The sequence below is a fragment of the Streptomyces sp. NPDC058470 genome (assembly GCF_042721055.1).
GTDB lineage: Bacteria > Actinomycetota > Actinomycetes > Streptomycetales > Streptomycetaceae > Streptomyces.
In genome coordinates, this window is sequence record NZ_JBHXMF010000014.1 from 85,310 (window position 1) to 106,805 (window position 21,496).

Here is a 21,496-nt window from a genome sequence, read left to right on the forward strand (position 1 = left end):
GTCCCTCAGGGAGTGCGGCCTCGGTGCTGGGGGTTGTAGTCCGTCAGCGGGGTGGTGTTCTTGGGCCGCAGAACGCGTTCCATCCCGGCCATGGACTTCTGCAACGGAAGCCGGGTCACGGCGTTCCGTATCCGTATGCCGATGCGGCTCCTCGGCACGATGAGGCGGATGTGGGGCCCGCTCGACCAGCGTGGCCCGGAACCCGTGCCGGGCCAGCCAGTGGGCCAGGGTCTGTCCGGCGATGCCGGCCCCGGAGATCAGGATTGGCTCGTTCACCGTGTGGCCACCACCATCCGGCGCGGGGTGTCCGCTGCATTCAGGCGTTGGGCGACGGCTTCGATGTCGTGCCAGTCGGCACGTTCGCCATCGAGCGGCATGAGGCGGCCTGTCGCCATGAGGTCGAGCAGGTAGGCGAGATCAGGTCCGAAGCCGTCGCCCGCGTAGAAGCTCTCGATGCGGCGACGCCTTCCGATCAACTGGTAGGGGGCGAAGGTGGTGGGTTGTCCCGAGCCGGCACCTACCTGCTGGATGACGCCTCCCTCGGCCAGCAGGTCGAACGCCTCGGCCAGCAGCGGACCCCCGACCGTGTCGATGACATCGTGCGGCGGTGCGGAGAGGTCGGCCAGGCTGGTCACCACCTCGATTGCGCCGAGCGCGCGCAACCTGTCCCGGGCACCGAGGTCGCGTACCGAGGCGGTCACCTCCGCCCCGGCCAGCCGGCCCAGCTGGATGGCGAAGTGCCCGACCGCACCGGCGGCTCCGGTGATCAGCAGGCGCTTGCCGGTGAGCGCGCCCAGCCTGCGGATGGCACGCAGTGCACTCACCCCCGGGATCAGCATCACGCCGGCTTGGCCCGGGTCGACCTCTTCGGGCACGGTCGCGAGCTCCCCGGCCGGTACGGCCCGCAGCCCCGCCCACGCGTTCCCGGTGAGGAGGGTGGCCACCCGGGTGCCGACGGCCGGCCCGGAACCGTCGCCGGTCCCACGCACCACCGTGCCCACCGCGTCGAACCCGGGCACGCTGCCGGTCGGCAGGGTGGCGGCATGGGCGAAGTGGTCGGCGACAACCGTGAACAGTTCGATCTCGACCAGGACCTCGTCCGTCCCCGGCGTCGGATCGGGGACCTCGTCGAGTCGCAGGCCGGTGGGGGTTTGCGGTGTGGTGATCAGTGCTTGCACAGGTTCTCCCGGACTCATAAAATAACTGAAATAGACGTTCCATTTAAAGATATGGAAGAGGCATTCCAGATGTCAACCGCTTCGGGACCCGACTCCCAACCCCGCCGGGCCGACGCCGTACGCAACCGGCTGCTTGCGCTGGAGGCCACCAAGGCGCTGCTGAAGCAACGGGACGCCACCATCACGGTGGAGGCCATCGCCCGGCAGGCCGGCCTGGGCGCGGCCACTGTCGTACGCGCCTTCGGGAACAAGGACGCGCTCGTTGACGCGGCTGTGGCGGAGCTGCTTGATCCGTTGATTCGGCGGGCTGGGGGTCTGCTGTCCGGCTCGGGAAGCGATCCCGGCTCGGGAACTGAACCCGGCTCGGGAACTGAACTCGGCTCGGGAACCGAACCCCGGCAGGCGCTGCGCGCCTTCCTGCTCGATCTGATCGCGTTCCAGTCCGCCCACTGGATCATGAACGAGCCGCTCAGGGGGGTGGAGGCGCCCCTGACCGCCACCCGTCGGACCGAGCTTCGTGCGGCGTTCCGGGCGCTGGTGGCCCACACCCGGGATGCGGGCGGGATGCGGACGGACATCGACATCGACGTCGCCACCACGCTGTTGGGCGAGATGGCGTACGCGATCGCGCGTTCGGACGTGGCGTCACAGCAACTCGCGGACGGCTTCGTCACCGTCGTCATGGACGGCCTGCGGCCTCAGAGCTGAACGCGGCTGTGTGTGGGTGGGGGGAGGGGGTGAGAGGCTTGATGGTGGTATCGGTCGGAGGTGGCTGATAGTCATCCCTGGCCGTAATTTCCGATTTTGGGCACGGAGTGCCGGGATCGTCCGGCTTCCGGCCTTTAGGCTGCCGCTCATGTGCGGAATCGTGGGATACGTGGGGTCGCAGTCGGCGCTTGATGTGGTGATGGCCGGACTGAAGCGGCTGGAGTACCGGGGGTACGACTCGGCGGGGGTCGCCGTGCCGGCGGACGGCGGGCTTGCCGCCGCGAAGAAGGCCGGGAAACTGGTCAACCTGGAGAAGGAGCTGGTCGAACGGCCGCTGCCGGCCGGATCGACGGGCATCGGGCACACCCGCTGGGCCACGCACGGCGGGCCCACGGACACGAACGCCCACCCGCATCTCGACAACGCCGGTCGGGTCGCCGTCGTGCACAACGGGATCATCGAGAACTTCGCGGTGCTGCGGGCCGAACTGGCCGAGCGCGGGCACCGCCTGGCCTCCGAGACGGACACCGAGGTGGTCGCCCATCTGCTCGCCGAGGAGTTCTCGGTCTGCGGCGACCTGGCCGAGGCGATGCGGCTGGTGTGCCGACGCCTGGAGGGCGCGTTCACGCTGGTCGCCGTGCACGCCGACGAGCCCGACGTGGTCGTCGGGGCGCGACGGAACTCGCCACTCGTCGTGGGCGTCGGCGAGGGCGAGGCCTTCCTCGCCTCGGACGTCGCCGCGTTCATCGCCCACACGCGGTCGGCGATCGAGCTGGGCCAGGACCAGGTGGTGGAGCTGCGCCGGGACGGTGTGACGGTCACCGGCTTCGACGGCCGGCCCGCCGACGTACGCGCCTTCCACGTGGACTGGGACGCGTCAGCCGCCGAGAAGGGCGGCTACGACTACTTCATGCTCAAGGAGATCGCCGAGCAGCCCAAGGCGGTCGCCGACACCTTGCTCGGTCGCATCGATGTCTCCGGCCTGCTGAAGCTGGACGAGGTGCGGATTCCGGTTCACGAACTGCGCGAGATCGACAAGGTCGTCATCGTGGCGTGCGGGACCGCCTTCCACGCCGGGCTGATCGCCAAGTACGCCATCGAACACTGGACGCGGATCCCGTGCGAGGTGGAACTGGCGAGCGAGTTCCGGTACCGGGATCCGATTCTGGGCGCGCGGTCCCTGGTGATCGCCATCTCCCAGTCCGGCGAGACCATGGACACGCTGATGGCGCTGCGGCATGCGCGCGAGCAGGGCTCGAAGGTGCTCGCCATCTGCAACACCAACGGTTCGACGATTCCGCGCGAGTCGGACGCGGTGCTGTACACGCACGCGGGGCCCGAGGTCGCCGTCGCCTCGACCAAGGCGTTCCTGACACAGTTGGTGGCCTGTTACCTGGTCGCGCTGTACCTGGGCCAGGTGCGCGGGACCAAGTGGGGGGACGAGATCCAGGATGTGATCCGGGATCTGGCCGAGATCTCCGGCTCGGTGGAGCGGGTTCTGGAGACCATGGAGCCCGTACGGGAGCTTGCGCGCTCCCTCGCCGACAAGAACACGGTGCTCTTCCTCGGGCGGCACGTGGGTTATCCGGTGGCCCTGGAGGGTGCGCTCAAGCTCAAGGAGCTCGCCTACATGCACGCCGAGGGCTTCGCGGCCGGCGAGCTGAAGCACGGGCCGATCGCGCTGATCGAGGAGGATTTGCCGGTGGTCGTGGTGGTGCCCTCGCCCCGTGGGCGCTCCGTACTCCACGACAAGATCGTGTCCAACATCCAGGAGATCCGGGCGCGGGGTGCACGCACCATTGTCATCGCGGAGGAGGGGGACGAGGCGGTGGTGCCGTACGCGGATCACTTGATTCGGATTCCGGCTACGCCGACTCTGCTTCAGCCGCTCGTCGCCACCGTGCCGTTGCAGGTGTTCGCCTGTGAGTTGGCCACGGCTCGGGGGAACGAGGTGGATCAGCCTCGGAACCTGGCGAAGTCGGTGACAGTGGAGTGAGATTTGAGGGACGTGATGAAGGTGGTGAAGGCTCCGGCCGGGAAGGTGAGGGTGGGGCTGGCCGGGGTTTTGGAGTCGCGGATGGCTATGTGGGTGGGGGAGTTGGCGATCTCCACGCACTCGTTGCCATCGTCAGGGCCTGAGTAGGACGACTTCCGCCAGTTGTCCATGGGGGTGCCTCACAGCTCTTTCGCCAGTCGGTGAATGAAGTCACGCGACCGTCCGGGTTCGAGTGATACGGCTTCCACCTTACGGAAACGAGTTCGAAAGGCCGTGAGTTGTGCTTCGGAGTCGATGAAGGCTGAGCCGTGGGGTACGTCGCGCACCACCGTGTCGAGTTTGGCTACGGGGCCACCCAGGTAGGTCATGGTGCTCGCGGCTCTGGCGAAGTCGTCCAGATCGAAGGGGATGACGCGCACGGTGATGTGATCCGCATCGGAAAACTCCAGCAGCCTGGCGAACTGAGCCCGGGAGGCGGCGCGGTCGCTGACCCTGATGCGCAGGGCTGCCTCATGGATCACCAACTCGTACGGAATGGTGGTCTCCTGGCGTGCCATTCGATGACGGACGCGCAACTCAAGCTCATCGTGGGTGAGTTCGGGCACCCTGGAGGTGAAGACGGCACGCGCGTAGGCCTCCGTCTGGAGCCGGCCCGGTACGTACAGGATCGCCACATCATGCCGGAACGAGGCGTTGTGGTTCAGTTCGGAGAGGTCCAGAAACGACGTCGGTAGTAGGCCCCGGTACTCCTCCCACCAACCCCGTGTCCGATCGGTGGACATCGCGACCAGGGCGTCGATGAACTCGTCGTCCGTACAGGCGTAGTGGGATGCGAGGCGGCGAAGTCGTTTTTCGCTCACGCCCGCGAGTCCAGATTCGATGTGAGTGATCTGGGTGGGGCTCACCCCGAGCAAAGCCGCCGCCTGGCGGGCGTTGAGGTCTGCCGCCTCACGGAGTCTGCGCAGTTCAGTCGCCAGACGCATCTGGCGTGCCGTCGGTTCGCGCCTCAAAGCTCTCGACTGCTCCTAGGTTCAACGCGCCTACGGGCGCGACTCGTTCGGCGTCAGATTACGCGATCGGCTTGCCGTATCTCTAGATTTAGATCTATCGTCGGTGACGCGACGCACACTCTGCGGAACACCGGGACCTCGGAAGCGCACCGCTCCGTCCTGCCGCGACGGCTGCGGCACTGTCACCGCCCGTTGACCGCACCCCCAAAACGCCGAACGGGAGTTGACGCATGCCCGAAAACGAACCGTGGGAGTACTTCTTGTACCTCCCGAACGACCCCCGCGCAGTCACCGTCAGCCGCCGCACCCTCCGTCTGATCCTCACCATGCACGGTCTGATCCGGCTCGTTGATATCGGCGAACTCCTCGCGACCGAGCTGGTCTCCAACGCCGTACGGCATACGGAGGGACCCGCCGCCCTGAGGGTGTGCTGGTCGGCGGGCGTACTGCGGATCGGGGCGTGGGACGCCGATCCCCGGCCGCCGGAGCCGCCTCGGCGGTTCGACGAAGGCGTTGATCTGGAGGAGGGGCGCGGGCTGGCGCTGGTCCGTGCGTGCGCCGACCTCTGGAGCTGGCAGCCACTGGCCAGGGACGGCAGGCGGGGCAAGTACGTGTGGTGCGAGCTTGCTGCCGCGTAGAACTGGGTTGGAGCGGGCGCGTGTTGGTTGCGTGGCCGTCGGGGCCGCCCGCTTCTTTGCGAGTGTCGTGCTTCCACGGCCCGCGTCAAGGGCGCTACGCGTCGCCTCCGGCGATGGCCCTGCGGGCCACCCTTGACCCGGCCCGTTCCAGCACGGGCGAGAAGCGAGCGAGCGGCCCGGAAGGGTGGGGCCCCGGGTTGGCCGACGGCAGCCGTTGGTTGAGCTGCGGGCCGGAGCCGACGGGCGCGGGCACGCCTCGCCTGCGCGCCGGGTGGGCTGAGCGGCTTGCGGTGAGTGGGTGGTGCGCAAGCGGCTGGGTGGCGGCACGCCGGGTGAGCTCAGCGTCGGGCCGTCGGGCCGTCGGTGGGTGGGGTCGCGGACGGAGTGGGTGATTGGCGGATCTGTCCCACTTGGAGGAAGGGAAAGGCGAGGTCAGGAGCAGGGGGCGTGGGACAAATCTGCCTATTGCTTCTTGTGGGGGAGCGGTGAGGCTCTGTGAGTCGGGAGGGGGGCTCCTTGTCGGCTCGGCCTCTGGCGGAAAACCATGGGTGTGTCTGCGGTGGGGGAAATCATGGGGCATGCGATCGGATGGCTGGTATCTCAGTGACGATGTCGACGACTTTCTTGCCCGTGCCGGAGACTTCCTGCGTTCGAGCCCCGCTCTGCACACCACGCCGCTGACGACGATCGAAAAACTGCGCACGCGCGGGGCGGACGAGTCAGCCGGCGAAGCCCCCGTATTCGGCAGGCTTGAGCGAGGGGGAGAAGTTCGCGCCATCTTCTACCGCCGCACCGCGTCCGGTCCCCTGGGACTCACCCCCGTCATCACCCGCGACGAGGCCGACCTGCTCGCCGCTCGCCTGGCCGACCTCGGCCACTCGCTCCCCGGCATCAGCGCCGATCACGACACCGCCACCGCCTTCGCCGAGGCATGGCGGCGGCACACAGGCGCGACGCCGGTCCTCCGCCAGCCGCTCCACCTCTACCGTCTCGGCACGCTCACTCCTCAGGAGCCGTTCCCGGAGGGCCGAGTTCATGTCGCGGGCGAGCAGGACCTCGAGCAAGTCATCCACTGGTGCCACGAGTTCGCCGCCGCCGTCGGAGAGGTCGTCCCCGAGACCTGGGCCGACACCCGTTTCGCGGACAGACACTTCTTGTTCTGGGAGACCCCGGACGGCACTCCGGTCTCCATGGCGGCCATGACCTCGTTGATCGGCGGCCAGATCCGGGTGGACCCCGTCTACACCCCGGCCCACCTCCGGGGTCGCGGCTACGCGGGCGCCGTGACAGTCGCGGTGAGCAGGGCCGCGCTGGCCGCGGGTGCGAGGGAGGTGGTGCTCTACACGGACCCGGCCAACCTCACCAGCAACGCCCTCTACCGGCGACTCGGGTACGTCCCGGTCACCGACTTCGCCGTGTACGACTTCTCGTCCGACGCGCCGGAAGCCGACTGAGAACCCTGCGTGATCCGGCGTGATCCGGCTCACAAGCTGAGGGTGCGTCAGCCCTGGGTATGTACGATTCAACGTCTCAACAGGCCCTGCCGGGGGGATAGTTCGGCGGGGTCTCTCGATTCACTGTGGGGGATTTCATGCGTGTACGCGCTGCTGCCGTCGTTCTTGCCGGCGCTGTTGTTCTTTCCGCGCTCGCTCTTCCGGCCGTCGCCCAGACGTCGGAGCGTCCGGGTGTGTCGACGGAGCTCAGAACCTTCGGCTCGAAGACCGTCCTTCCGAACGGCTCGTTGGGTGGCACCGAGTTCTCGAATGCGGTAGTCAACGGCGGCAAGGACATCGTCCTCGGCACCACCACCAAGAAGTCCGTCACCGTCACGTACACCGCCTCCAACGCGAGCGGCGTCGCCCTCTCGGTGGCGTACCTGTGGCAGGGCACCGACAGCTCGACCGAGGAAGGCATCACCGGCTCCCTGGGGACGGACGAAAACGTCGAGTGCACGGAGTCGACGACCCAGATCGGCGTCTACAGCTGCAAGGGCGTCTTCAACCTCGACGCCGCGAGCGACTTTCAGGGCAACGGCGCCGCGGGGACCTGGAAACTGTTCCTGGGCGCCTACGACCTCTACGCGAACGCCAGCTTCGACGACAACGTCGCCACCACCAAGATCAAGCGCGCTGCCAAGCTGACCGTCAACGCCTCCCCGGAACCGGTGAAGAAGGGCAAGACCATCACGGTCACCGGCAACCTGAGCCGCGCCAACTGGACCACCGGCAAGTACGCGGGCTACGGGACCCAGCCCGTGAAGCTGCAGTTCCGCAAGAAGGGAAGCACCACCTACACCACCCTCAAGACGGTCAAGTCCAGCAGCACCGGGGTCCTGAAGACCACCACCAAGGCCAACCTCGACGGCTACTACCGCTTCGCCTTCGCCGGCACCACCACCACCGGTTCTGTGAGCGCGACCGGTGACTTCATCGACGTCAAGTAGGCAGAGTCTGAGGAACGGCCGCCGCACGGTCCACGTCTGCGGCCGCATCGCATCCCTGGCGCAGTCGCGGACGTCACGTACCAGTAGGCCACCGGCCGTAAGGTGCCCGGCATGAGCATCATCGGGGTCGGTATCGACGTGGCTGAGATCGATCGGTTCCGGGCTTCGCTGGAGCGGACGCCCGGGCTGGCCGAACGGCTTTTCCTGGAGAGTGAGTTGCTGTTGCCGAGTGGTGAGCGACGGGGTGCTGCCTCGCTCGCGGCTCGGTTCGCGGCGAAGGAGGCGCTGGCCAAGGCGTTGGGCGCCCCGGCCGGCCTGCACTGGACCGACGCCGAGGTCTACGTCGAGAGCACTGGGCAGCCGCGGCTTCGGGTGACCGGGACGGTGGCGGCTCGCGCGGCTGAGCTGGGGGTTCGGTCGTGGCATGTCTCGCTGAGTCATGACGCGGGGGTGGCCTCGGCCGTGGTGGTGGCGGAGGGGTAGCCCGGTCGGCCGGTGCGTCCACGGTTGGGGCTGTGGTTCGGGGTGCCGTACGGGAGACTCGAACGTATGCGTACTGCGTACAGCGTGGAGACGGTGAGGGCGGCGGAGCGTTCGCTGATGGCCCGGCTTCCGGACGGGGCCCTGATGCAACGGGCTGCTGCCGGGCTCGCCGCGGCCTGCGGCCAGTTGCTGGGGCGGGTGTACGGAAGCCGCGTCGTGCTGCTGGTCGGTAGTGGTGACAACGGGGGCGACGCCCTGTACGCCGGGGCGCGGTTGGCGCGGCGAGGGGCCGGGGTCACCGCGGTGCTGCTCGCGCCCGAGCGGAGTCATGGCGGAGGGCTGCTCGCGCTGCGGCGGGCGGGTGGCACGGTGGCCTCGCCCGGTACCGCCGAGGAAGCGATCCGGCGGGCCGACCTCGTCCTCGACGGGATCGTCGGGATCGGGGGCAGGGGCGGGCTCCGGCCCGACGCGGCCGCGCTGGTCGGGGTCCTCGACGGCTCCCGCGCCGCTGTCGTCGCCGTCGATCTGCCCAGCGGGGTCGAGGCGGACACCGGTGAGGTGCGCGGCGCCGCTGTCCGCGCCGACCTGACGGTCACCTTCGGGACGCACAAGCCAGGGCTGCTGATCGATCCGGCGCGGGAGTACGCCGGGTCGGTGCGGCTCGTCGACATCGGGCTCGAATTGCCGGACGAGCCCGAGTTGGAGGCCCTGCAGCACGCGGACGTGGCGGCCCTGCTTCCGGTGCCGGGGGCGGAGAGCGACAAGTACCGGCGGGGCGTCGTCGGGATCGCCGCCGGGTCGGCGCGGTACCCCGGGGCTGCCGTGCTCGCCGTGGCGGGGGCGTTGAGGGGCGGAGCGGGGGCCGTACGCTACGTGGGGCCGGCGGCGGACACGGTGCTCGCCCGGTTCCCGGAGACGCTGGTGTCCGACCAGGGGCCCGAGAAGGCGGGGCGGGTACAGGCGTGGGTCGTGGGGCCCGGTGCCGGGGACGACGCGTCGGCCGTGGCGGAGGCGCTGGCGGCGGATGTGCCGGTGTTGCTGGACGCCGATGGGTTGCGGTTGGCGGAACGCGAGGTCGTACGGGGGCGGGGGGCGCCGACCTTGATGACTCCGCATGCCGGGGAGGCCGCGGCGCTGCTCGGGGTTGCGCGGGAGTCCGTCGAGGGGGGTCGGCTGGCTGCCGTGCGGGAGCTTGCGGGGCTGTATGGGGCGACTGTGCTGCTCAAGGGGTCGACCACGGTGGTGGCCGATGCGGGGGGTGGGGTTGTGCGGGTGAATTCCACCGGGACGGGGTGGCTTGCCACTGCGGGGAGTGGGGACGTGTTGTCGGGGCTTTCGGGGTCGTTGCTTGCGGCTGGGTTGTCGGCGTTGAACGCGGGGAGCGTTGCTGCGTATCTGCATGGGCTTGCGGGGCGCCTTGCCGCGGATGGGGCACCTGTGGGGGCCCATGATGTGGCTGATGCGATTCCCGATGCCTGGCGGGATGTGTGTGGCTGAGGTGAGGGTTTGTTCGCCCCCTCCGCCCCTACCCGTCCCGTATCCGGAGGCTCCGCCCCCAGACCCCCGTTCGCCCGAAGGGCTCGTCCTCAAACGCCGGACGGGCTGAAAGATCCACCCCCTCCGCGCGGCTCACCCGCCCCCGCCTCTCTATTGCGTATGGCTGATCGCATGATCAGCAGACGAATGACTTGTCGTGGGATTGCGGTGATGCTTGCCGCGGTGGTGGTGCTGCCTGGTGGGGTGGCGTACGCGGAGCCGGTTCCACCGGCTGGCGGGCCGGAGGCGGAGCTGGTTCCCGGGGTGGCGCCGGGGCCGTATCAGCCGTGGCAGATTGATACGCCCGACCAGGTTCTGGCGCCGAAGGTGTACGCGCCGACTGCCTCGGAGGATGCGGTCGAGCCGCGGGACGCGATGGAGGGGACGTACACGCTCGTCGAGTACGTGCCGCTCGGAGACGCCGCCGCGAAGGTGGCCTGCAGTAAGCAGACCGGGCCCTACCAGCGGCAGGTCGAGCGGTGGCTGAAGCTGAAGGTGGACGGGAAGCAGTCCGGCGCCGACTGTCTCGCCATCCGTGGCTTCCAGACGAAGCACAAGATCAAGCCGAGCATCGGTTTCGCCGGGCCTGTCACCTGGGCCCAGATGCAGTTGCTGTCGGCGAAGAAGAACCCGAACGCGGCCAAGAAATGTCCCGTCCGGTCGTACCGCGTCGCCTGTGTGGATCTCACCCGGCAGCTCACCTGGGTGCAGAAGGGGAAGAAGGTCGTCTACGGGCCCGTGCCGATGCGCAGTGGGCGGGCGGGGTACGGGACGCGGACCGGGTGGAAGAAGATCTACTGGAAGCACAAGAACCACTGGTCGACGCTCTACAACACCTCCATGCCGTACAGCCAGTTCTTCGACGGCGGACAGGCCTTCCATGCCGTCTACGGCAGCATCTACACCACGGTCGGCTCCTGGGGTTGTGTCAATTTGCGGCTCGCCGACGCACGCAAGTTGTGGGGTGTGCTCAAGAAGGGCGACCGGGTTTACGTATGGGGCCGCAGGGTCGGTTCCTGAGAGCCACCGGTGACCGGGTGCTGTCAGACGCCTCTGAGACACTGGAGGCGCTATGAACGAGACAGCACCCCTGCGCGCCCGCGCCGAGATCGATCTGGCCGCCCTCGGGGCCAATGTGCGGACTCTGCGCGCCCATGCGCCGTCCGCGGCCGTGATGGCCGTGGTCAAGTCCGACGCGTACGGCCACGGGGCGGTCCCCTGTGCCCGCGCGGCGCGCGAGGCGGGTGCCACCTGGCTCGGCACGGCCACCCCCGAGGAGGCCCTCGCGCTGCGGGCGGCCGGACTGCCGGGGCGCATCATGTGCTGGCTCTGGACGCCCGGCGGCCCCTGGGACCGGGCCATCGAGGCCGACCTCGACGTGTCGGTGAGCGGTCTGTGGGCGCTGGAGGAGGTCACCCGGGCGGCGAGGGACGTCGGCAGGGCCGCCCGTGTCCAGCTGAAGGCCGACACCGGACTCGGGCGCAACGGCGCGCAGCCCGCCGACTGGCCCGAACTCGTCGCGCAGGCCCTGCGCGCCGAGGCCGACGGGCTGATCACCGTCACCGGCCTCTGGTCGCACTTCGCCTGCGCCGACGAACCCGGCCACCCCTCCATCCGGGCCCAACTCACCCTGTTCCGCGAACTGGTGACGTATGCCGAGGAGCGCGGCGTCCGCCCCGAGGTGCGGCACATCGCCAACTCGCCCGCCACGCTGACCCTTCCCGAGAGCCACTTCGACCTCGTACGCACGGGAATCGCGGTCTACGGCCTCTCGCCGAGCCCCGAGATCGGCACCCCGGCCGACTTCGGGCTGCGCCCGGTGATGACGCTGAGCGCGTCGATCGCGCTGGTGAAGCACGTCGAAGGGGGACACGGCGTCAGTTACGGGCATCACTACATCACCTCCGGTGCCACGACCCTCGGCCTCGTGCCCGTCGGCTATGCGGACGGCATCCCGCGCCACGCCTCCGGCACCGGCCCCGTGCTGGTCGGCGGCAAGCTGCGGACGGTCGCCGGACGGATCGCGATGGACCAGTTCGTCGTCGACCTCGGCGGGGACGAGCCGGAAGTCGGCGCGGAAGCGGTGCTGTTCGGGCCCGGCGACCGGGGCGAGCCGACCGCCGAGGACTGGGCACGGGCCGCGGGCACCATCGCGTACGAAATCGTCACCCGGATCGGAACCCGCGTACCCCGTGTGTACGTGAAGGTGAATGACGAACAAAACGGGTAACAGCGAAGAGGCGTGCAGCGACGTGGTGTGCGGCGCGGGCACGCCAGGTCACCGAAGAGTGCGGAAACCGGCGAAGAGGAGCGGGAAGTGAGCGAGAGCAGCGCGGGGGCCGTCGCGGGTGCGGCCTCGGCGGTCGCCGCCTCCGCCGGGAACTGGCGCAAGGCCGGGATCGCGGGCGTCGCCATAGGCGTGGTCGCGGCGGGTGCCGCCGCCGGCGTCGCCATAGAGCGGCTCACGGTCGGCCGCGGTATGCGGGAGCGGGCCCGGCTCGCCCTCGACTCGGCGGGACCGTACGGCGCACTGCGCGGCACTCCCGGCAAGGCGTACGCGGACGACGGCACGGAGCTGTACTACGAGGTCGACGACGCCGAGCCCGAGGCCCCACTGGGCGGCCGCCGACGGCGTCTGTTCGGCCGCAAGGCCCCGGCCCCCGTCACCGTCGTCTTCAGCCACGGCTACTGCCTCAACCAGGACTCCTGGCACTTCCAGCGGGCCGCGCTGCGCGGAGTGGTGCGCATGGTGCACTGGGACCAGCGCAGCCACGGGCGGTCCGGGCGGGGCGTCGCCCAGGTCGAGGAGCACGAGCCGGTCACCATCGACCAGCTCGGGCAGGACCTCAAGGCCGTCATCGACGCGGCCGTGCCCGAGGGGCCGATCGTGCTGGTCGGGCACTCCATGGGCGGGATGACGGTGATGGCGCTGGCCGACCGGTACCCCGATCTCATCCGCGACCGGGTCGTCGCCGTCGCACTGGTCGGTACGTCGTCGGGGCGGCTCGGCGAGGTCAACTTCGGGCTGCCCGTCGCGGGCGTCAACGCGGTGCGGTGGGCGCTGCCGAGTGTGCTGAAGGCGCTCGGTCAGCAGGCCGCCCTGGTGGAGCGGGGGCGGCGGGTCACCGCCGATCTGTTCGCCGGGATCATCAAGCGGTACTCGTTCGCGAGCAAGGACGTCGACCCGGCGGTCGAGCGGTTCGCCGAGCGGATGATCGAGGGCACGCCGATCGACGTGGTCGCCGAGTTCTACCCGGCGTTCACCGAACACGACAAGACCGCGGCGCTCGTGCACTTCGCGGACATGCCCGTCCTCGTCCTCGCCGGCGTCAAGGACCTGGTGACCCCGAGCGAGCACAGCGAGGCGATCGCGGACCTGCTGCCGGACGCCGAGCTGGTGCTCGTACCGGACGCCGGACACCTCGTGATGCTGGAGCACCCCGAGGTCGTCACGGACCGTCTCGCCGACCTCCTGATGCGCGCGGGAGCCGTACCGGCAGGGGCTACGGTTGCTGGCTATGGAACGACCAGCAGCACCGCACAGCCCCGCTGAGCCCACCGCGGGGGGCGCCGGCGTCCGGATCACCGTCAACTCCCCGGAAAAGATGCGCGAGTTGGGCCTCCGCCTGGCCAAGCTGGTGCGCGCGGGCGACCTGGTGATGCTGAACGGCGAGCTCGGCGCGGGCAAGACGACGCTGACCCGCGGCCTGGGAGAGGGGCTCGGTGTACGGGGTGCGGTCACCTCGCCGACCTTCGTCATCGCGCGCGTGCACCCCTCCCTCGGCGAGGGTCCGCCGCTCGTCCACGTGGACGCGTACCGCCTCGGTGGCGGGCTCGACGAGATGGAGGATCTCGATCTCGACGTCTCGCTGTCCGACTCGGTGATCGTCGTGGAGTGGGGCGAGGGCAAGGTCGAGGAGCTGACCGACGACCGGCTGCACGTCGTGATCCACCGGGCCGTGGGGGACACCACGGACGAGGTACGACACGTCACGCTGACCGGGCTCGGCGAGCGCTGGGCGACGGCCGATCTGAGCGGGTTGTCGGCGCTCTCGGCCTGAACACGCGCGCTCTCGGCCTGAACATGCCCGCGCGGCCTGGGAGCGGTGGGCGCGCGGGTTTCTTCGTACACGCGCGGGATTCTTCGTACATTCGAATAACGTTCCGACAAGACGTCGGCAAGCTGTTGCGTTTCGCGTCCTGGGCGTGGTCACATGGACATCAGTCCGTGGTTAGGTCTACCTAACCACGGTGGCCCCCGAAGCTCCAGGAGGCGTCCATGTCCGCTTCAGAACGGTCGGCTTCAGAACGTGACGTGCCGGCGCAGCAGCCGCGGGTGGCCGTCGGGGTGTCGATGCGGGATCTGCTGGCGTCGTGCGTTCTCGCCGAGGCGGTTTCGCGTGCGCCGCGCGCGCCACTGCCCGAGGTGTCCGAGCCCGCCGGTGTCGAACAGCCCCGCCGGGCCGCGTAGACGTTCCGTCGGCAGTCCGGATCTCGTCCGCGGGTCCGGTGGGGGCTGGTCGCGCCCACGCGGCGGAGCCGCATATATGTCACAGCCCCGCGCCCCTGACGGGGCGCTCTACTGGACGACCACGACCTTCACGCCCACCGTCGCGAAGGTCCACATCGCGTTGCCGTCCGCGCGGGACTCGCGGATGCCGCCGAGCTTCTTGGCGGCGTCCGGGGCGGTGGTCGAGCCGTTGAGGGCCGCGCTGAAGCCGATCGCGATGCCGTCGACGCTGGTGAACCGTACGACGTGCTCGATCTGCACCCCGTCCGACCCGGTGACCGCGTTGGCGCGGGTCGTGACGGCGTAGGTGCCGACGGTCGGGTCCACGGTGCCGGGGGTGACCTCGAAGGTGCGCTGCACCTTGTTGTTCGCGGCGACCAGCCACACGCGGTCGTTGCCGGTCGCGTAGACGACGCGCTCACCGGTGCCGGACGCGGTGGGCAGCGCGTTCGGGTTCGCCGGGGCCCCGGGGGTCTTCGAGACGGAGGCCTTGGGCGTCACGCTCGTGTCCGCTTTGCCCAGGGTGTCCGGCACACTCGCGGACGCCTGGTAGGCGAGGAAACCGACCCCGGCGATCGCCGCCACGGTGAGCCCGGCCACGATTCCCGAGCTGCTCCTAGCCACCTTGTGCGCCCACCTCTCGAACCACGTTCTTACCCTGTACGTCGCTTGTGGTGACGGTAGCAGGAGGGGCACGGCAGACCGGGGCGGCCGTGCCCCGGCCGCGGGCGCCGTACGCTGTTTGCGTGCTCTTGCTCGCTCTGGATACCGCCACCCCCGCCGTGACCGTCGCCCTGCACGACGGCACATCCGTCATCGCCGCGTCGAGCCAGGTGGACGCACGTCGGCACGGGGAGCTGCTGCTGCCGGCCGTCGACCGGGTGCTCGCCGAGGCCGGCCTGCGTCTCGACGCCGTCACCGGCATCGTGGTCGGCGTCGGCCCGGGCCCCTACACCGGACTGCGCGTCGGCCTCATGACCGCCGACACCTTCGCTCTCGCGCTCGGCGTGCCCGCGTACGGCCTGTGCACCCTCGACGGCCTCGCGTACGCGGCCGACATCGAGGGCCCCTTCGTCGTGGCGACCGACGCGCGGCGCAAGGAGGTCTACTGGGCGCGGTACGCCGATCCCCGTACCCGCGTGTCGGAGCCCGCCGTGGACCGGCCCGCGGACCTGGACCTCGGCGGTCTGCCCGTGGTCGGGGCGGGGGCGCTGCTCTACCCCGACACCTTCCCGGACGCCCGCGCGCCCGAGCACGTCTCGGCGGCCGCGCTGGCCTCCCTGGCCGCGGAGAAGCTCGCCGCGGGCGAGGAACTGGCCGCCCCCCGGCCGCTCTACCTGCGCCGCCCCGACGCCCAGGTGCCCAAGAACTACAAGGTGGTCACCCCCAAGTGACCCCCGTGCTGCGCGAGATGCGCTGGTGGGACATCGATCCCGTACTGGAGCTGGAGAAGGACCTCTTCCCCGAGGACGCCTGGTCACGGGGGATGTTCTGGTCCGAGCTGGCCCATTCGCGGGGGCCCGAGGCGATGCGCCGCTATGTCGTGGCCGAGGACGAGGGGCGCCTCTTCGGGTACGCGGGACTCGCGGCCTCCGGCACTGCATCTGATAGCGGCTTCGCCGCGGTGGGCGACGTACAGACGATCGCGGTACGCCGCGAGCAGTGGGGCACCGGGCTCGGCGCACGGCTGCTGGCCGAACTGCTGCGGGCCGCGACCGCGTTCGAGTGCGCCGAGGTGCTGCTCGAGTGCCGGGTGGACAACGTCCGCGCGCAGAAGCTGTACGAGCGCTTCGGCTTCGAGGCCATCGGGTTCCGGCGCGGCTACTACCAGCCGGGGAACGTCGACGCCCTCGTGATGCGCCTCAACGACCCTTCCACCTCAGTAAACGGCGTACAAGGAACCGAGATCAATGGTTGAGAGCAATGGCTGACGAACCGCTCGTCCTCGGCATCGAGACCTCCTGCGACGAGACCGGCGTCGGCATCGTCCGCGGCACCACGCTGCTCGCGGACGCCATCGCGTCGAGCGTCGACGAGCACGCGCGCTTCGGCGGGGTGGTGCCCGAGGTCGCCTCGCGGGCGCATCTGGAGGCCATGGTGCCGACCATCGAGCGCGCCCTGAAGGAGGCGGGGATCGCCGCCTCGGACCTGGACGGGATCGCGGTGACCGCCGGCCCCGGGCTCGCGGGTGCGCTGCTCGTCGGGGTCTCGGCGGCGAAGGCGTACGCCTACGCGCTGGGCAAGCCGCTGTACGGCGTGAACCATCTCGCCTCGCACATCTGCGTCGACCAGCTCGAACACGGTCCGCTGCCCGAGCCGACCATGGCGCTGCTCGTCTCCGGCGGCCACTCCTCGCTGCTCCTTTCGAGTGACATCACCTCCGACGTACGGCCGCTGGGCGCGACCATCGACGATGCGGCCGGCGAGGCCTTCGACAAGATCGCGCGGGTGCTGAACCTCGGCTTCCCCGGCGGCCCGGTCATCGACCGGTACGCGAAGGAGGGCGACCCGAAGGCGATCGCGTTCCCGCGCGGGCTCACCGGTCCTCGCGACGCGGCGTACGACTTCTCCTTCTCCGGTCTGAAGACCTCCGTGGCCCGTTGGATCGAGGCCAAGCGGGCGGCGGGGGAGGAGGTGCCGGTGCGCGATGTCGCCGCGTCCTTCCAGGAGGCGGTCGTCGACGTGCTGACGCGCAAGGCCGTACGGGCCTGCAAGGACCAGGGCGTGGACCACCTCATGATCGGCGGCGGGGTGGCCGCCAACTCCCGCTTGCGGGTGCTCGCCCAGGAGCGGTGCGAGGCCGCCGGGATCCGGCTGCGGGTGCCGCGGCCGAAGCTGTGCACGGACAACGGAGCGATGGTGGCCGCGCTGGGCGCCGAGATGGTGGCGCGGAACCGGGCCGCCTCCGACTGGGATCTGTCGGCGGATTCGTCGCTGCCGGTGACCGACACGCATGTGCCCGGACACGGACACTCCCATGACCATGTGCATGAGGTCAGCAAGGAGAACCTGTACTCGTGAGCGTCGCGCTGATGTGGGAGGCGCGGGCTGTCTCCGGGCGCGGCGAGGAGTTGCTCGACTGGGTGCGGGAGCAGGAGCTGGCGGCCCCGCCGCTGCGTCAGGAGATCTTCCGGGCGCCGCAGGACCGGGTGCTCGTCATCACCTGGTGGGACGCGCCCTACGACGCCGAACTGCCCGAACTGCCGGAGCCGGACGGGGAGTTGGTCGGCCGGGCCGTCCATCGGTGGCGGTTCGAGTCGGTGTCCTGACACTGGGTCGATGTTTTGGGTTTCGGCGTTCGGACCTTAGCCAGGCCTGAGAAGTCTGAGATTTTCCGAAGGAAAGCCCAGAAGAGTTCCTGCTCGCAATAATTCGGACTTATGTTCCTGCGCGTGACTGCTGAATACGAGCGCGGGGACGACCACGTGGGCGTCGGGAGACGTGGGGGCCGACGGCGCGGCCTGCTGAAAGCCGCCGGCATCGTGTCCGCCGGGGCCTTCGTGCTCGCAGCCGCGGGGGCGGGCTGGACCTACTGGCACCTGAACCAGAACATCAAGAGCGTCGACATCAACAGCGCGCTCGGCGACGACCGCCCGCCGAAGGTCGTGTCGACCCCCTCGGCGGCCGCCTCCGCCTCCGCTTCGGCCTCCGCGACCCCGCTCCCCAGCGGGGCGCTCAACATCCTGGTCCTCGGCTCCGACTCCCGCAGCGGCGAGGAGAACGCGGCGCTGGGCGGCGGCAGCAGCTCGGGTGCCCGCTCGGACACGGCGATGGTCGTCCACATCGACGAGGGCCGTACCGCGGCGACGGTGGTCAGCATCCCGCGCGACACCCTGGTCACCCGCCCGTCGTGCCCCACCTCGTCCGGTGGGACGACCGCGGTGGCGTACAACTCGATGTTCAACAGCGCGTACTCGGTGGGCGGTCCGGTCTGTGCGGTGAAGACGGTCGAGGCCATCACGAACGTCCGCATGGACCACTTCATCGAGATCGACTTCTCCGGCTTCGCGGACCTCGTGGACGCGCTCGGCGGTGTCACCGTCACCACGGACGAGGACATCGACGACGACGACAGCCACCTGCACCTGGAGGCGGGCACCCACCACCTCGACGGCACCCAGGCGCTGGCCCTCGCGCGCACCCGGCACGGCATAGGCGACGGCAGCGACCTGGGCCGCATAGGCCTCCAGCAGACCTTGGTGAAAGCCCTGTTGGAGCAGATCCGGACGACCGATCTGCTCACCGACCCCGCCAAGCTCTACAAGGTCGCCGACGCGGTCACCGGCAGCCTCACGACCGACACCGGTCTCGACTCGCTGACCGAACTGATCAGCCTCGGCCAGAGCCTGCAGTCGCTGCCCGCGGACGCACTCACGACGGTCACCATGCCGGTCGTGACGGCGCCCTCGGACCCGAACAGGGTGGTGGCGAACGAGCCGGAGGCGAGCGACCTGTGGGCTTCGCTCAGGTGACGACCCGGCCCGGCCGTTTCGGGGGACTGCTTAGGCAGCCACGGGTATCGCCGTCCACCTGTTGATCGACTTGATCGACAGGGAACAGGGAAGCTGCGGCTGTCACGGTGTCTTCAGATCCGGAAGACGGCACATACCGCTCAGGTACGGCTCGGCCTTTCGGTGCCGCGATCGAGCTGCCCGATCCCGTCGGCTTCACCCTGGACACCGAGAAACCGAAGGACCTCGCCGACTGAGCAAACGCCGGCAGCGCTCCTGTCACGCCCCGGACGTCCGAGAGTCCCGCCGCAGCGCCCCGTCCACCACCGCCCGCAGCTGCACCGTCACGTCGTACCCCTCCGTCAGGTCCTCCCACCGGTCCGACAGGGCTGTCAGGTAGGGGAGTTCAGCAGCGTCCTCGTCCTTCAGCAGGGCGGGGAAGTGCCGCTTGCGGTCCGGCTCCGCCGCCCGGCGGTCGACGGCTCGGCGGAAGACGAGGTCGCCGTACACGCAGTACCAGATGGTGCGGTACGCGCTGACCGCCTCGTCGGGAGTGAGACCGCAGGCGACGGCGGAGGCGATGATCTCCTCGACCATCCACAGCGCGCCCCTGTCCGTGAGGTCGCCGAGGCCCAGGACCTCGACCACCCAGGGCATGCCGCGCAGCACGGCGTGCATGTGGAGGGCGGTGGCCAGGGCGCGGTCGCGCGGGTCCTCGGGCAGCGCGGGGCGCGGGACCGTGGCCGCCATGCCGGACAGGGTGAGCATCAGCAACTCGTCCTTGTCGCGTACGTGGTGGTAGAGCGCCATCGGCGTCGTACCGACCTCCTTGGCGACCCGGCGCATGGAGACGGCGTCGACGCCCTCCTCCCGGATGATCCGCCGGGCCACGTCGACGATCTGCGATGCCTCGATGCGGCGCGGGCGCCCCACTGGCTTGGGCCCGCGCTCCGCACTCCCTTTTTCTGCCACGGGAGCATTCTCCCCCGTTGGATTTCTATACGCGTATAGTAACCTGTCTGCCATGGTGAACTCGCAGATACAGCAAGCTCGTTGGCGAGCCGGGCTCATGCCCGTACTCCTCGCCGTGCAGTTCCTCGTCTCGCTCGACATGTCCGTCGTCAATGTCGCGCTGCCGGCCATCGGCAGCGACCTCGGATTCGGCGGCGAGTCGCTGACCTGGGTCGTCAACGCCTACGCGCTCACCTTCGGCGGCCTGCTCATGCTCGGCGGGCGGCTCGCCGACCTCGTCGGTCGGCGACGGGTGCTCATGGGCGGCTTCGCGGTCTTCGGCGCCGCGAGCCTCGCGGGCGGACTCGTCGGCTCGCCGGGGGAGTTGATTGCCGCGCGCGCCGTGCAGGGTGTCGGCGCTGCCTGTCTGGCCCCCGTCGCGTTCGCCCTCATCACCGCCACCTATCCGGCGGGGGCGGCCCGTTCACGTGCGCTCGGGCTGTGGGGCGCGGCCGGCGCGGTCGGCGGTGCGGTCGGGATGCTCGCGGGCGGACTGCTCACCGACTGGGCGGGCTGGCGCGCGGTCATGCTCATCAACGTGCCGGTGGTGATCGCCGCCCTGGCGGTGGCCCGGTACGCCGTCCCCACCGACCGGCATACGGGGGCGAGGGAGCGACTCGACCTGGCGGGCGCCCTGCTGGTCACGGCCGGAACGACCGCACTCGTCTTCGGACTGGTTCGCACGCAGGCGTCCGGCTGGACGGCCGGGCCGACCCTCGGCACCCTCGGCGGGGCGGTCCTGCTCCTCGGCGCCTTCGCCATCACGGAGGCGCGCGTACGGCGCCCGCTGCTGCGACTCGGGATCCTGGCCGGCGGCCCGGTGCTCGCCGCGAACGTCTTCACCCTGCTGATGTCGGCGGGCCAGATCGCCGCCTTCTACTTCACGTCGCTCTACATGCAGCAGGTGCTCGGGTATGGGCCCACGGCCACCGGATGTGCGTTCCTGCCGTTCTGCGCGGGCATCGTCGTGGGCTCGGCCTTCGCCACCCGCCTGATGGGGCGAGTCGGCGCGCGGGCGCTGCTGGTGGCGGGCGGGCTGCTGGGCGCGGCCGGGTTCGTGTGGTTCGCGCTTGCCGTGGCGGTCGACGGAGGCTTCTGGCTGTCGGTGCTCGGGCCGTCCGCGGTGGCGAGTGTCGGCATCGGGATGTGTTTCGTACCGATAGGGACTGCCGCCACGACGGGGGTGGCCGCGCCGGAGACCGGGATGGCCTCCGGGCTGCTCAACAGCTCGCGTCAGGTCGGTGGAGCCGTGGGGCTCGCGGTGTTGGTCACGGTCGCGGCGAGCGCGACGGGAGCCGGTCCCGCAGGGCGCGTGCAGGGGTTCTCGGCGGCCTTCTGGCTGACCTCCGGGCTGCTGACCGCGGCGTCCGTGGCGGCCGCCGTGCTGTACGGGAAGCCGCAAGGGCGGCTGCGACCTGCGAAAACGCTTCCTGGGGAAGAAATCTCGAAAGTTTCCGGAGACAGTGTCGAGACAGGCGTCGCCCGTTCGACGCATGAGTGAGAGGCAGGGACAGTCCCCGCCCCACTGCTGA

Annotated in this window: 24 protein-coding genes and 1 pseudogene; 19 read left to right on the forward strand and 6 right to left on the reverse strand. The window is 69.9% G+C overall.

All coding sequences use genetic code 11. The features are described from left to right. Positions 1-174 precede the first annotated feature (174 nt). Together ACFWP7_RS12940 and ACFWP7_RS12945 are read right to left on the reverse strand one after the other, a co-directional pair. Positions 175-276 (reverse strand): annotated as a pseudogene (locus ACFWP7_RS12940) (NAD(P)-binding protein); the annotation flags it as partial. Then, positions 273-1,178: a zinc-binding dehydrogenase gene (locus ACFWP7_RS12945; protein ID WP_384380461.1), complete on the reverse strand. Its 906-nt coding sequence runs from the start codon at positions 1,176-1,178 to the stop codon at positions 273-275. The pseudogene ACFWP7_RS12940 and the gene ACFWP7_RS12945, both read right to left, overlap by 4 nt. Positions 1,179-1,247: 69 nt before the next feature. On the opposite strand from ACFWP7_RS12945, the gene ACFWP7_RS12950 reads away from it, so the two are divergent. Both ACFWP7_RS12950 and glmS read left to right on the forward strand, forming a co-directional pair. Beyond that, positions 1,248-1,886 carry a TetR/AcrR family transcriptional regulator gene (locus ACFWP7_RS12950; RefSeq protein ID WP_384380464.1) on the forward strand — a complete coding sequence of 213 codons (639 nt, stop codon included), beginning with the start codon at positions 1,248-1,250 and terminating at the stop codon, positions 1,884-1,886. A 148-nt stretch (positions 1,887-2,034) separates the two neighbouring features. Then, the gene (glmS, locus tag ACFWP7_RS12955) at positions 2,035-3,882 is read left to right on the forward strand and encodes a glutamine--fructose-6-phosphate transaminase (isomerizing) (protein WP_384380470.1); all 1,848 of its coding nucleotides are present in this window, start codon (positions 2,035-2,037) and stop codon (positions 3,880-3,882) included. On the opposite strand, the gene ACFWP7_RS12960 is transcribed toward glmS, so the two are convergent. Then, positions 3,843-4,052, reverse strand: a complete 210-nt coding sequence (locus tag ACFWP7_RS12960; protein ID WP_384380473.1) for a DUF397 domain-containing protein — start codon at positions 4,050-4,052, stop codon at positions 3,843-3,845. The genes glmS and ACFWP7_RS12960 overlap by 40 nt on opposite strands. 9 nt (positions 4,053-4,061) lie before the next feature. Continuing rightward, positions 4,062-4,865 (reverse strand): helix-turn-helix domain-containing protein, encoded by an 804-nt coding sequence (locus ACFWP7_RS12965; RefSeq protein WP_384380476.1) that lies wholly within the window; start codon positions 4,863-4,865, stop codon positions 4,062-4,064. A 257-nt stretch (positions 4,866-5,122) separates the two neighbouring features. On the opposite strand from ACFWP7_RS12965, the gene ACFWP7_RS12970 reads away from it, so the two are divergent. The 10 genes from ACFWP7_RS12970 to ACFWP7_RS13015 all read left to right on the forward strand — a co-directional run bounded on the left by ACFWP7_RS12970 (position 5,123) and on the right by ACFWP7_RS13015 (position 14,463). Continuing rightward, positions 5,123-5,530 (forward strand): ATP-binding protein, encoded by a 408-nt coding sequence (locus ACFWP7_RS12970; protein WP_384380479.1) that lies wholly within the window; start codon positions 5,123-5,125, stop codon positions 5,528-5,530. 578 nt (positions 5,531-6,108) lie between these two features. Next, positions 6,109-6,984, forward strand: a complete 876-nt coding sequence (locus ACFWP7_RS12975; RefSeq protein WP_384380482.1) for a GNAT family N-acetyltransferase — start codon at positions 6,109-6,111, stop codon at positions 6,982-6,984. Between the two features lie 137 nt (positions 6,985-7,121). Beyond that, positions 7,122-7,973 (forward strand): hypothetical protein, encoded by an 852-nt coding sequence (locus tag ACFWP7_RS12980; RefSeq protein WP_384380485.1) that lies wholly within the window; start codon positions 7,122-7,124, stop codon positions 7,971-7,973. A 111-nt stretch (positions 7,974-8,084) separates the two neighbouring features. Then, positions 8,085-8,456, forward strand: a complete 372-nt coding sequence (locus tag ACFWP7_RS12985; RefSeq protein WP_384380488.1) for a holo-ACP synthase — start codon at positions 8,085-8,087, stop codon at positions 8,454-8,456. Between the two features lie 66 nt (positions 8,457-8,522). Beyond that, the gene (locus ACFWP7_RS12990; RefSeq protein ID WP_384380491.1) at positions 8,523-9,953 is read left to right on the forward strand and encodes an NAD(P)H-hydrate dehydratase; all 1,431 of its coding nucleotides are present in this window, start codon (positions 8,523-8,525) and stop codon (positions 9,951-9,953) included. 210 nt (positions 9,954-10,163) lie between these two features. Continuing rightward, entirely contained in the window at positions 10,164-11,012 is an 849-nt protein-coding gene (locus tag ACFWP7_RS12995) for a L,D-transpeptidase (RefSeq protein ID WP_384380494.1), read from the forward strand. 52 nt (positions 11,013-11,064) lie between these two features. Continuing rightward, positions 11,065-12,222 carry an alanine racemase gene (gene alr, locus ACFWP7_RS13000; RefSeq protein WP_384380497.1) on the forward strand — a complete coding sequence of 386 codons (1,158 nt, stop codon included), beginning with the start codon at positions 11,065-11,067 and terminating at the stop codon, positions 12,220-12,222. A gap of 87 nt (positions 12,223-12,309) precedes the next feature. Beyond that, positions 12,310-13,545 carry an alpha/beta fold hydrolase gene (locus ACFWP7_RS13005; RefSeq protein WP_384380500.1) on the forward strand — a complete coding sequence of 412 codons (1,236 nt, stop codon included), beginning with the start codon at positions 12,310-12,312 and terminating at the stop codon, positions 13,543-13,545. Further along, positions 13,511-14,053: a tRNA (adenosine(37)-N6)-threonylcarbamoyltransferase complex ATPase subunit type 1 TsaE gene (gene tsaE, locus ACFWP7_RS13010; protein ID WP_384380503.1), complete on the forward strand. Its 543-nt coding sequence runs from the start codon at positions 13,511-13,513 to the stop codon at positions 14,051-14,053. Before ACFWP7_RS13005 ends, tsaE begins: the two co-directional genes overlap by 35 nt. Positions 14,054-14,271: 218 nt before the next feature. Beyond that, positions 14,272-14,463, forward strand: a complete 192-nt coding sequence (locus ACFWP7_RS13015) for a hypothetical protein (protein ID WP_384380506.1) — start codon at positions 14,272-14,274, stop codon at positions 14,461-14,463. A 108-nt stretch (positions 14,464-14,571) separates the two neighbouring features. Here ACFWP7_RS13015 and ACFWP7_RS13020 read toward each other — a convergent pair whose 3' ends face one another. Continuing rightward, complete coding sequence (locus ACFWP7_RS13020) at positions 14,572-15,126, reverse strand: hypothetical protein (RefSeq protein WP_384380509.1); 555 nt, start codon at positions 15,124-15,126, stop codon at positions 14,572-14,574. A 122-nt stretch (positions 15,127-15,248) separates the two neighbouring features. Between ACFWP7_RS13020 and tsaB the strand changes: the two genes are divergently transcribed. The 6 genes from tsaB to ACFWP7_RS13050 all read left to right on the forward strand — a co-directional run bounded on the left by tsaB (position 15,249) and on the right by ACFWP7_RS13050 (position 19,210). Continuing rightward, on the forward strand, positions 15,249-15,896 hold the full coding sequence (gene tsaB / locus ACFWP7_RS13025; RefSeq protein WP_384380512.1) for a tRNA (adenosine(37)-N6)-threonylcarbamoyltransferase complex dimerization subunit type 1 TsaB: 648 nt from the start codon (positions 15,249-15,251) through the stop codon (positions 15,894-15,896). 17 nt (positions 15,897-15,913) lie between these two features. Continuing rightward, positions 15,914-16,420 carry a ribosomal protein S18-alanine N-acetyltransferase gene (rimI, locus tag ACFWP7_RS13030; RefSeq protein WP_384380599.1) on the forward strand — a complete coding sequence of 169 codons (507 nt, stop codon included), beginning with the start codon at positions 15,914-15,916 and terminating at the stop codon, positions 16,418-16,420. A 5-nt stretch (positions 16,421-16,425) separates the two neighbouring features. Beyond that, complete coding sequence (gene tsaD, locus ACFWP7_RS13035; RefSeq protein WP_384380515.1) at positions 16,426-17,523, forward strand: tRNA (adenosine(37)-N6)-threonylcarbamoyltransferase complex transferase subunit TsaD; 1,098 nt, start codon at positions 16,426-16,428, stop codon at positions 17,521-17,523. After that, positions 17,520-17,771, forward strand: coding sequence for a hypothetical protein (locus tag ACFWP7_RS13040; protein ID WP_384380518.1), 252 nt, complete (start codon positions 17,520-17,522; stop codon positions 17,769-17,771). Before tsaD ends, ACFWP7_RS13040 begins: the two co-directional genes overlap by 4 nt. 111 nt (positions 17,772-17,882) lie before the next feature. Next, positions 17,883-18,974: an LCP family protein gene (locus ACFWP7_RS13045; RefSeq protein ID WP_384380521.1), complete on the forward strand. Its 1,092-nt coding sequence runs from the start codon at positions 17,883-17,885 to the stop codon at positions 18,972-18,974. A 107-nt stretch (positions 18,975-19,081) separates the two neighbouring features. Further along, on the forward strand, positions 19,082-19,210 hold the full coding sequence (locus tag ACFWP7_RS13050; protein ID WP_384380525.1) for a hypothetical protein: 129 nt from the start codon (positions 19,082-19,084) through the stop codon (positions 19,208-19,210). Positions 19,211-19,232: 22 nt separating this feature from the next. On the opposite strand, the gene ACFWP7_RS13055 is transcribed toward ACFWP7_RS13050, so the two are convergent. Next, entirely contained in the window at positions 19,233-19,925 is a 693-nt protein-coding gene (locus tag ACFWP7_RS13055) for a TetR/AcrR family transcriptional regulator (protein WP_384380528.1), read from the reverse strand. A 52-nt stretch (positions 19,926-19,977) separates the two neighbouring features. Between ACFWP7_RS13055 and ACFWP7_RS13060 the strand changes: the two genes are divergently transcribed. Continuing rightward, complete coding sequence (locus ACFWP7_RS13060; protein ID WP_384380531.1) at positions 19,978-21,465, forward strand: MFS transporter; 1,488 nt, start codon at positions 19,978-19,980, stop codon at positions 21,463-21,465. The last annotated feature ends 31 nt before the right edge of the window (positions 21,466-21,496 follow it).

What these genes read in the sequence shown, in the direction of transcription:
- ACFWP7_RS12950 (WP_384380464.1), top strand. Translation starts at nt 1,248, where the DNA reads ATGTCAACCGCTTCGGGACCCGACTCCCAACCCCGCCGGGCCGACGCC.
- glmS (WP_384380470.1), top strand. Translation starts at nt 2,035, where the DNA reads ATGTGCGGAATCGTGGGATACGTGGGGTCGCAGTCGGCGCTTGATGTG.
- ACFWP7_RS12960 (WP_384380473.1), bottom strand. Translation starts at nt 4,052, where the DNA reads ATGGACAACTGGCGGAAGTCGTCCTACTCAGGCCCTGACGATGGCAAC.
- ACFWP7_RS12965 (WP_384380476.1), bottom strand. Translation starts at nt 4,865, where the DNA reads ATGCGTCTGGCGACTGAACTGCGCAGACTCCGTGAGGCGGCAGACCTC.
- ACFWP7_RS12970 (WP_384380479.1), top strand. Translation starts at nt 5,123, where the DNA reads ATGCCCGAAAACGAACCGTGGGAGTACTTCTTGTACCTCCCGAACGAC.
- ACFWP7_RS12975 (WP_384380482.1), top strand. Translation starts at nt 6,109, where the DNA reads ATGCGATCGGATGGCTGGTATCTCAGTGACGATGTCGACGACTTTCTT.
- ACFWP7_RS12980 (WP_384380485.1), top strand. Translation starts at nt 7,122, where the DNA reads ATGCGTGTACGCGCTGCTGCCGTCGTTCTTGCCGGCGCTGTTGTTCTT.
- ACFWP7_RS12985 (WP_384380488.1), top strand. Translation starts at nt 8,085, where the DNA reads ATGAGCATCATCGGGGTCGGTATCGACGTGGCTGAGATCGATCGGTTC.
- ACFWP7_RS12990 (WP_384380491.1), top strand. Translation starts at nt 8,523, where the DNA reads ATGCGTACTGCGTACAGCGTGGAGACGGTGAGGGCGGCGGAGCGTTCG.
- ACFWP7_RS12995 (WP_384380494.1), top strand. Translation starts at nt 10,164, where the DNA reads ATGCTTGCCGCGGTGGTGGTGCTGCCTGGTGGGGTGGCGTACGCGGAG.
- alr (WP_384380497.1), top strand. Translation starts at nt 11,065, where the DNA reads ATGAACGAGACAGCACCCCTGCGCGCCCGCGCCGAGATCGATCTGGCC.
- tsaE (WP_384380503.1), top strand. Translation starts at nt 13,511, where the DNA reads ATGGAACGACCAGCAGCACCGCACAGCCCCGCTGAGCCCACCGCGGGG.
- ACFWP7_RS13015 (WP_384380506.1), top strand. Translation starts at nt 14,272, where the DNA reads ATGTCCGCTTCAGAACGGTCGGCTTCAGAACGTGACGTGCCGGCGCAG.
- rimI (WP_384380599.1), top strand. Translation starts at nt 15,914, where the DNA reads ATGCGCTGGTGGGACATCGATCCCGTACTGGAGCTGGAGAAGGACCTC.
- tsaD (WP_384380515.1), top strand. Translation starts at nt 16,426, where the DNA reads ATGGCTGACGAACCGCTCGTCCTCGGCATCGAGACCTCCTGCGACGAG.
- ACFWP7_RS13045 (WP_384380521.1), top strand. Translation starts at nt 17,883, where the DNA reads ATGTTCCTGCGCGTGACTGCTGAATACGAGCGCGGGGACGACCACGTG.
- ACFWP7_RS13060 (WP_384380531.1), top strand. Translation starts at nt 19,978, where the DNA reads ATGGTGAACTCGCAGATACAGCAAGCTCGTTGGCGAGCCGGGCTCATG.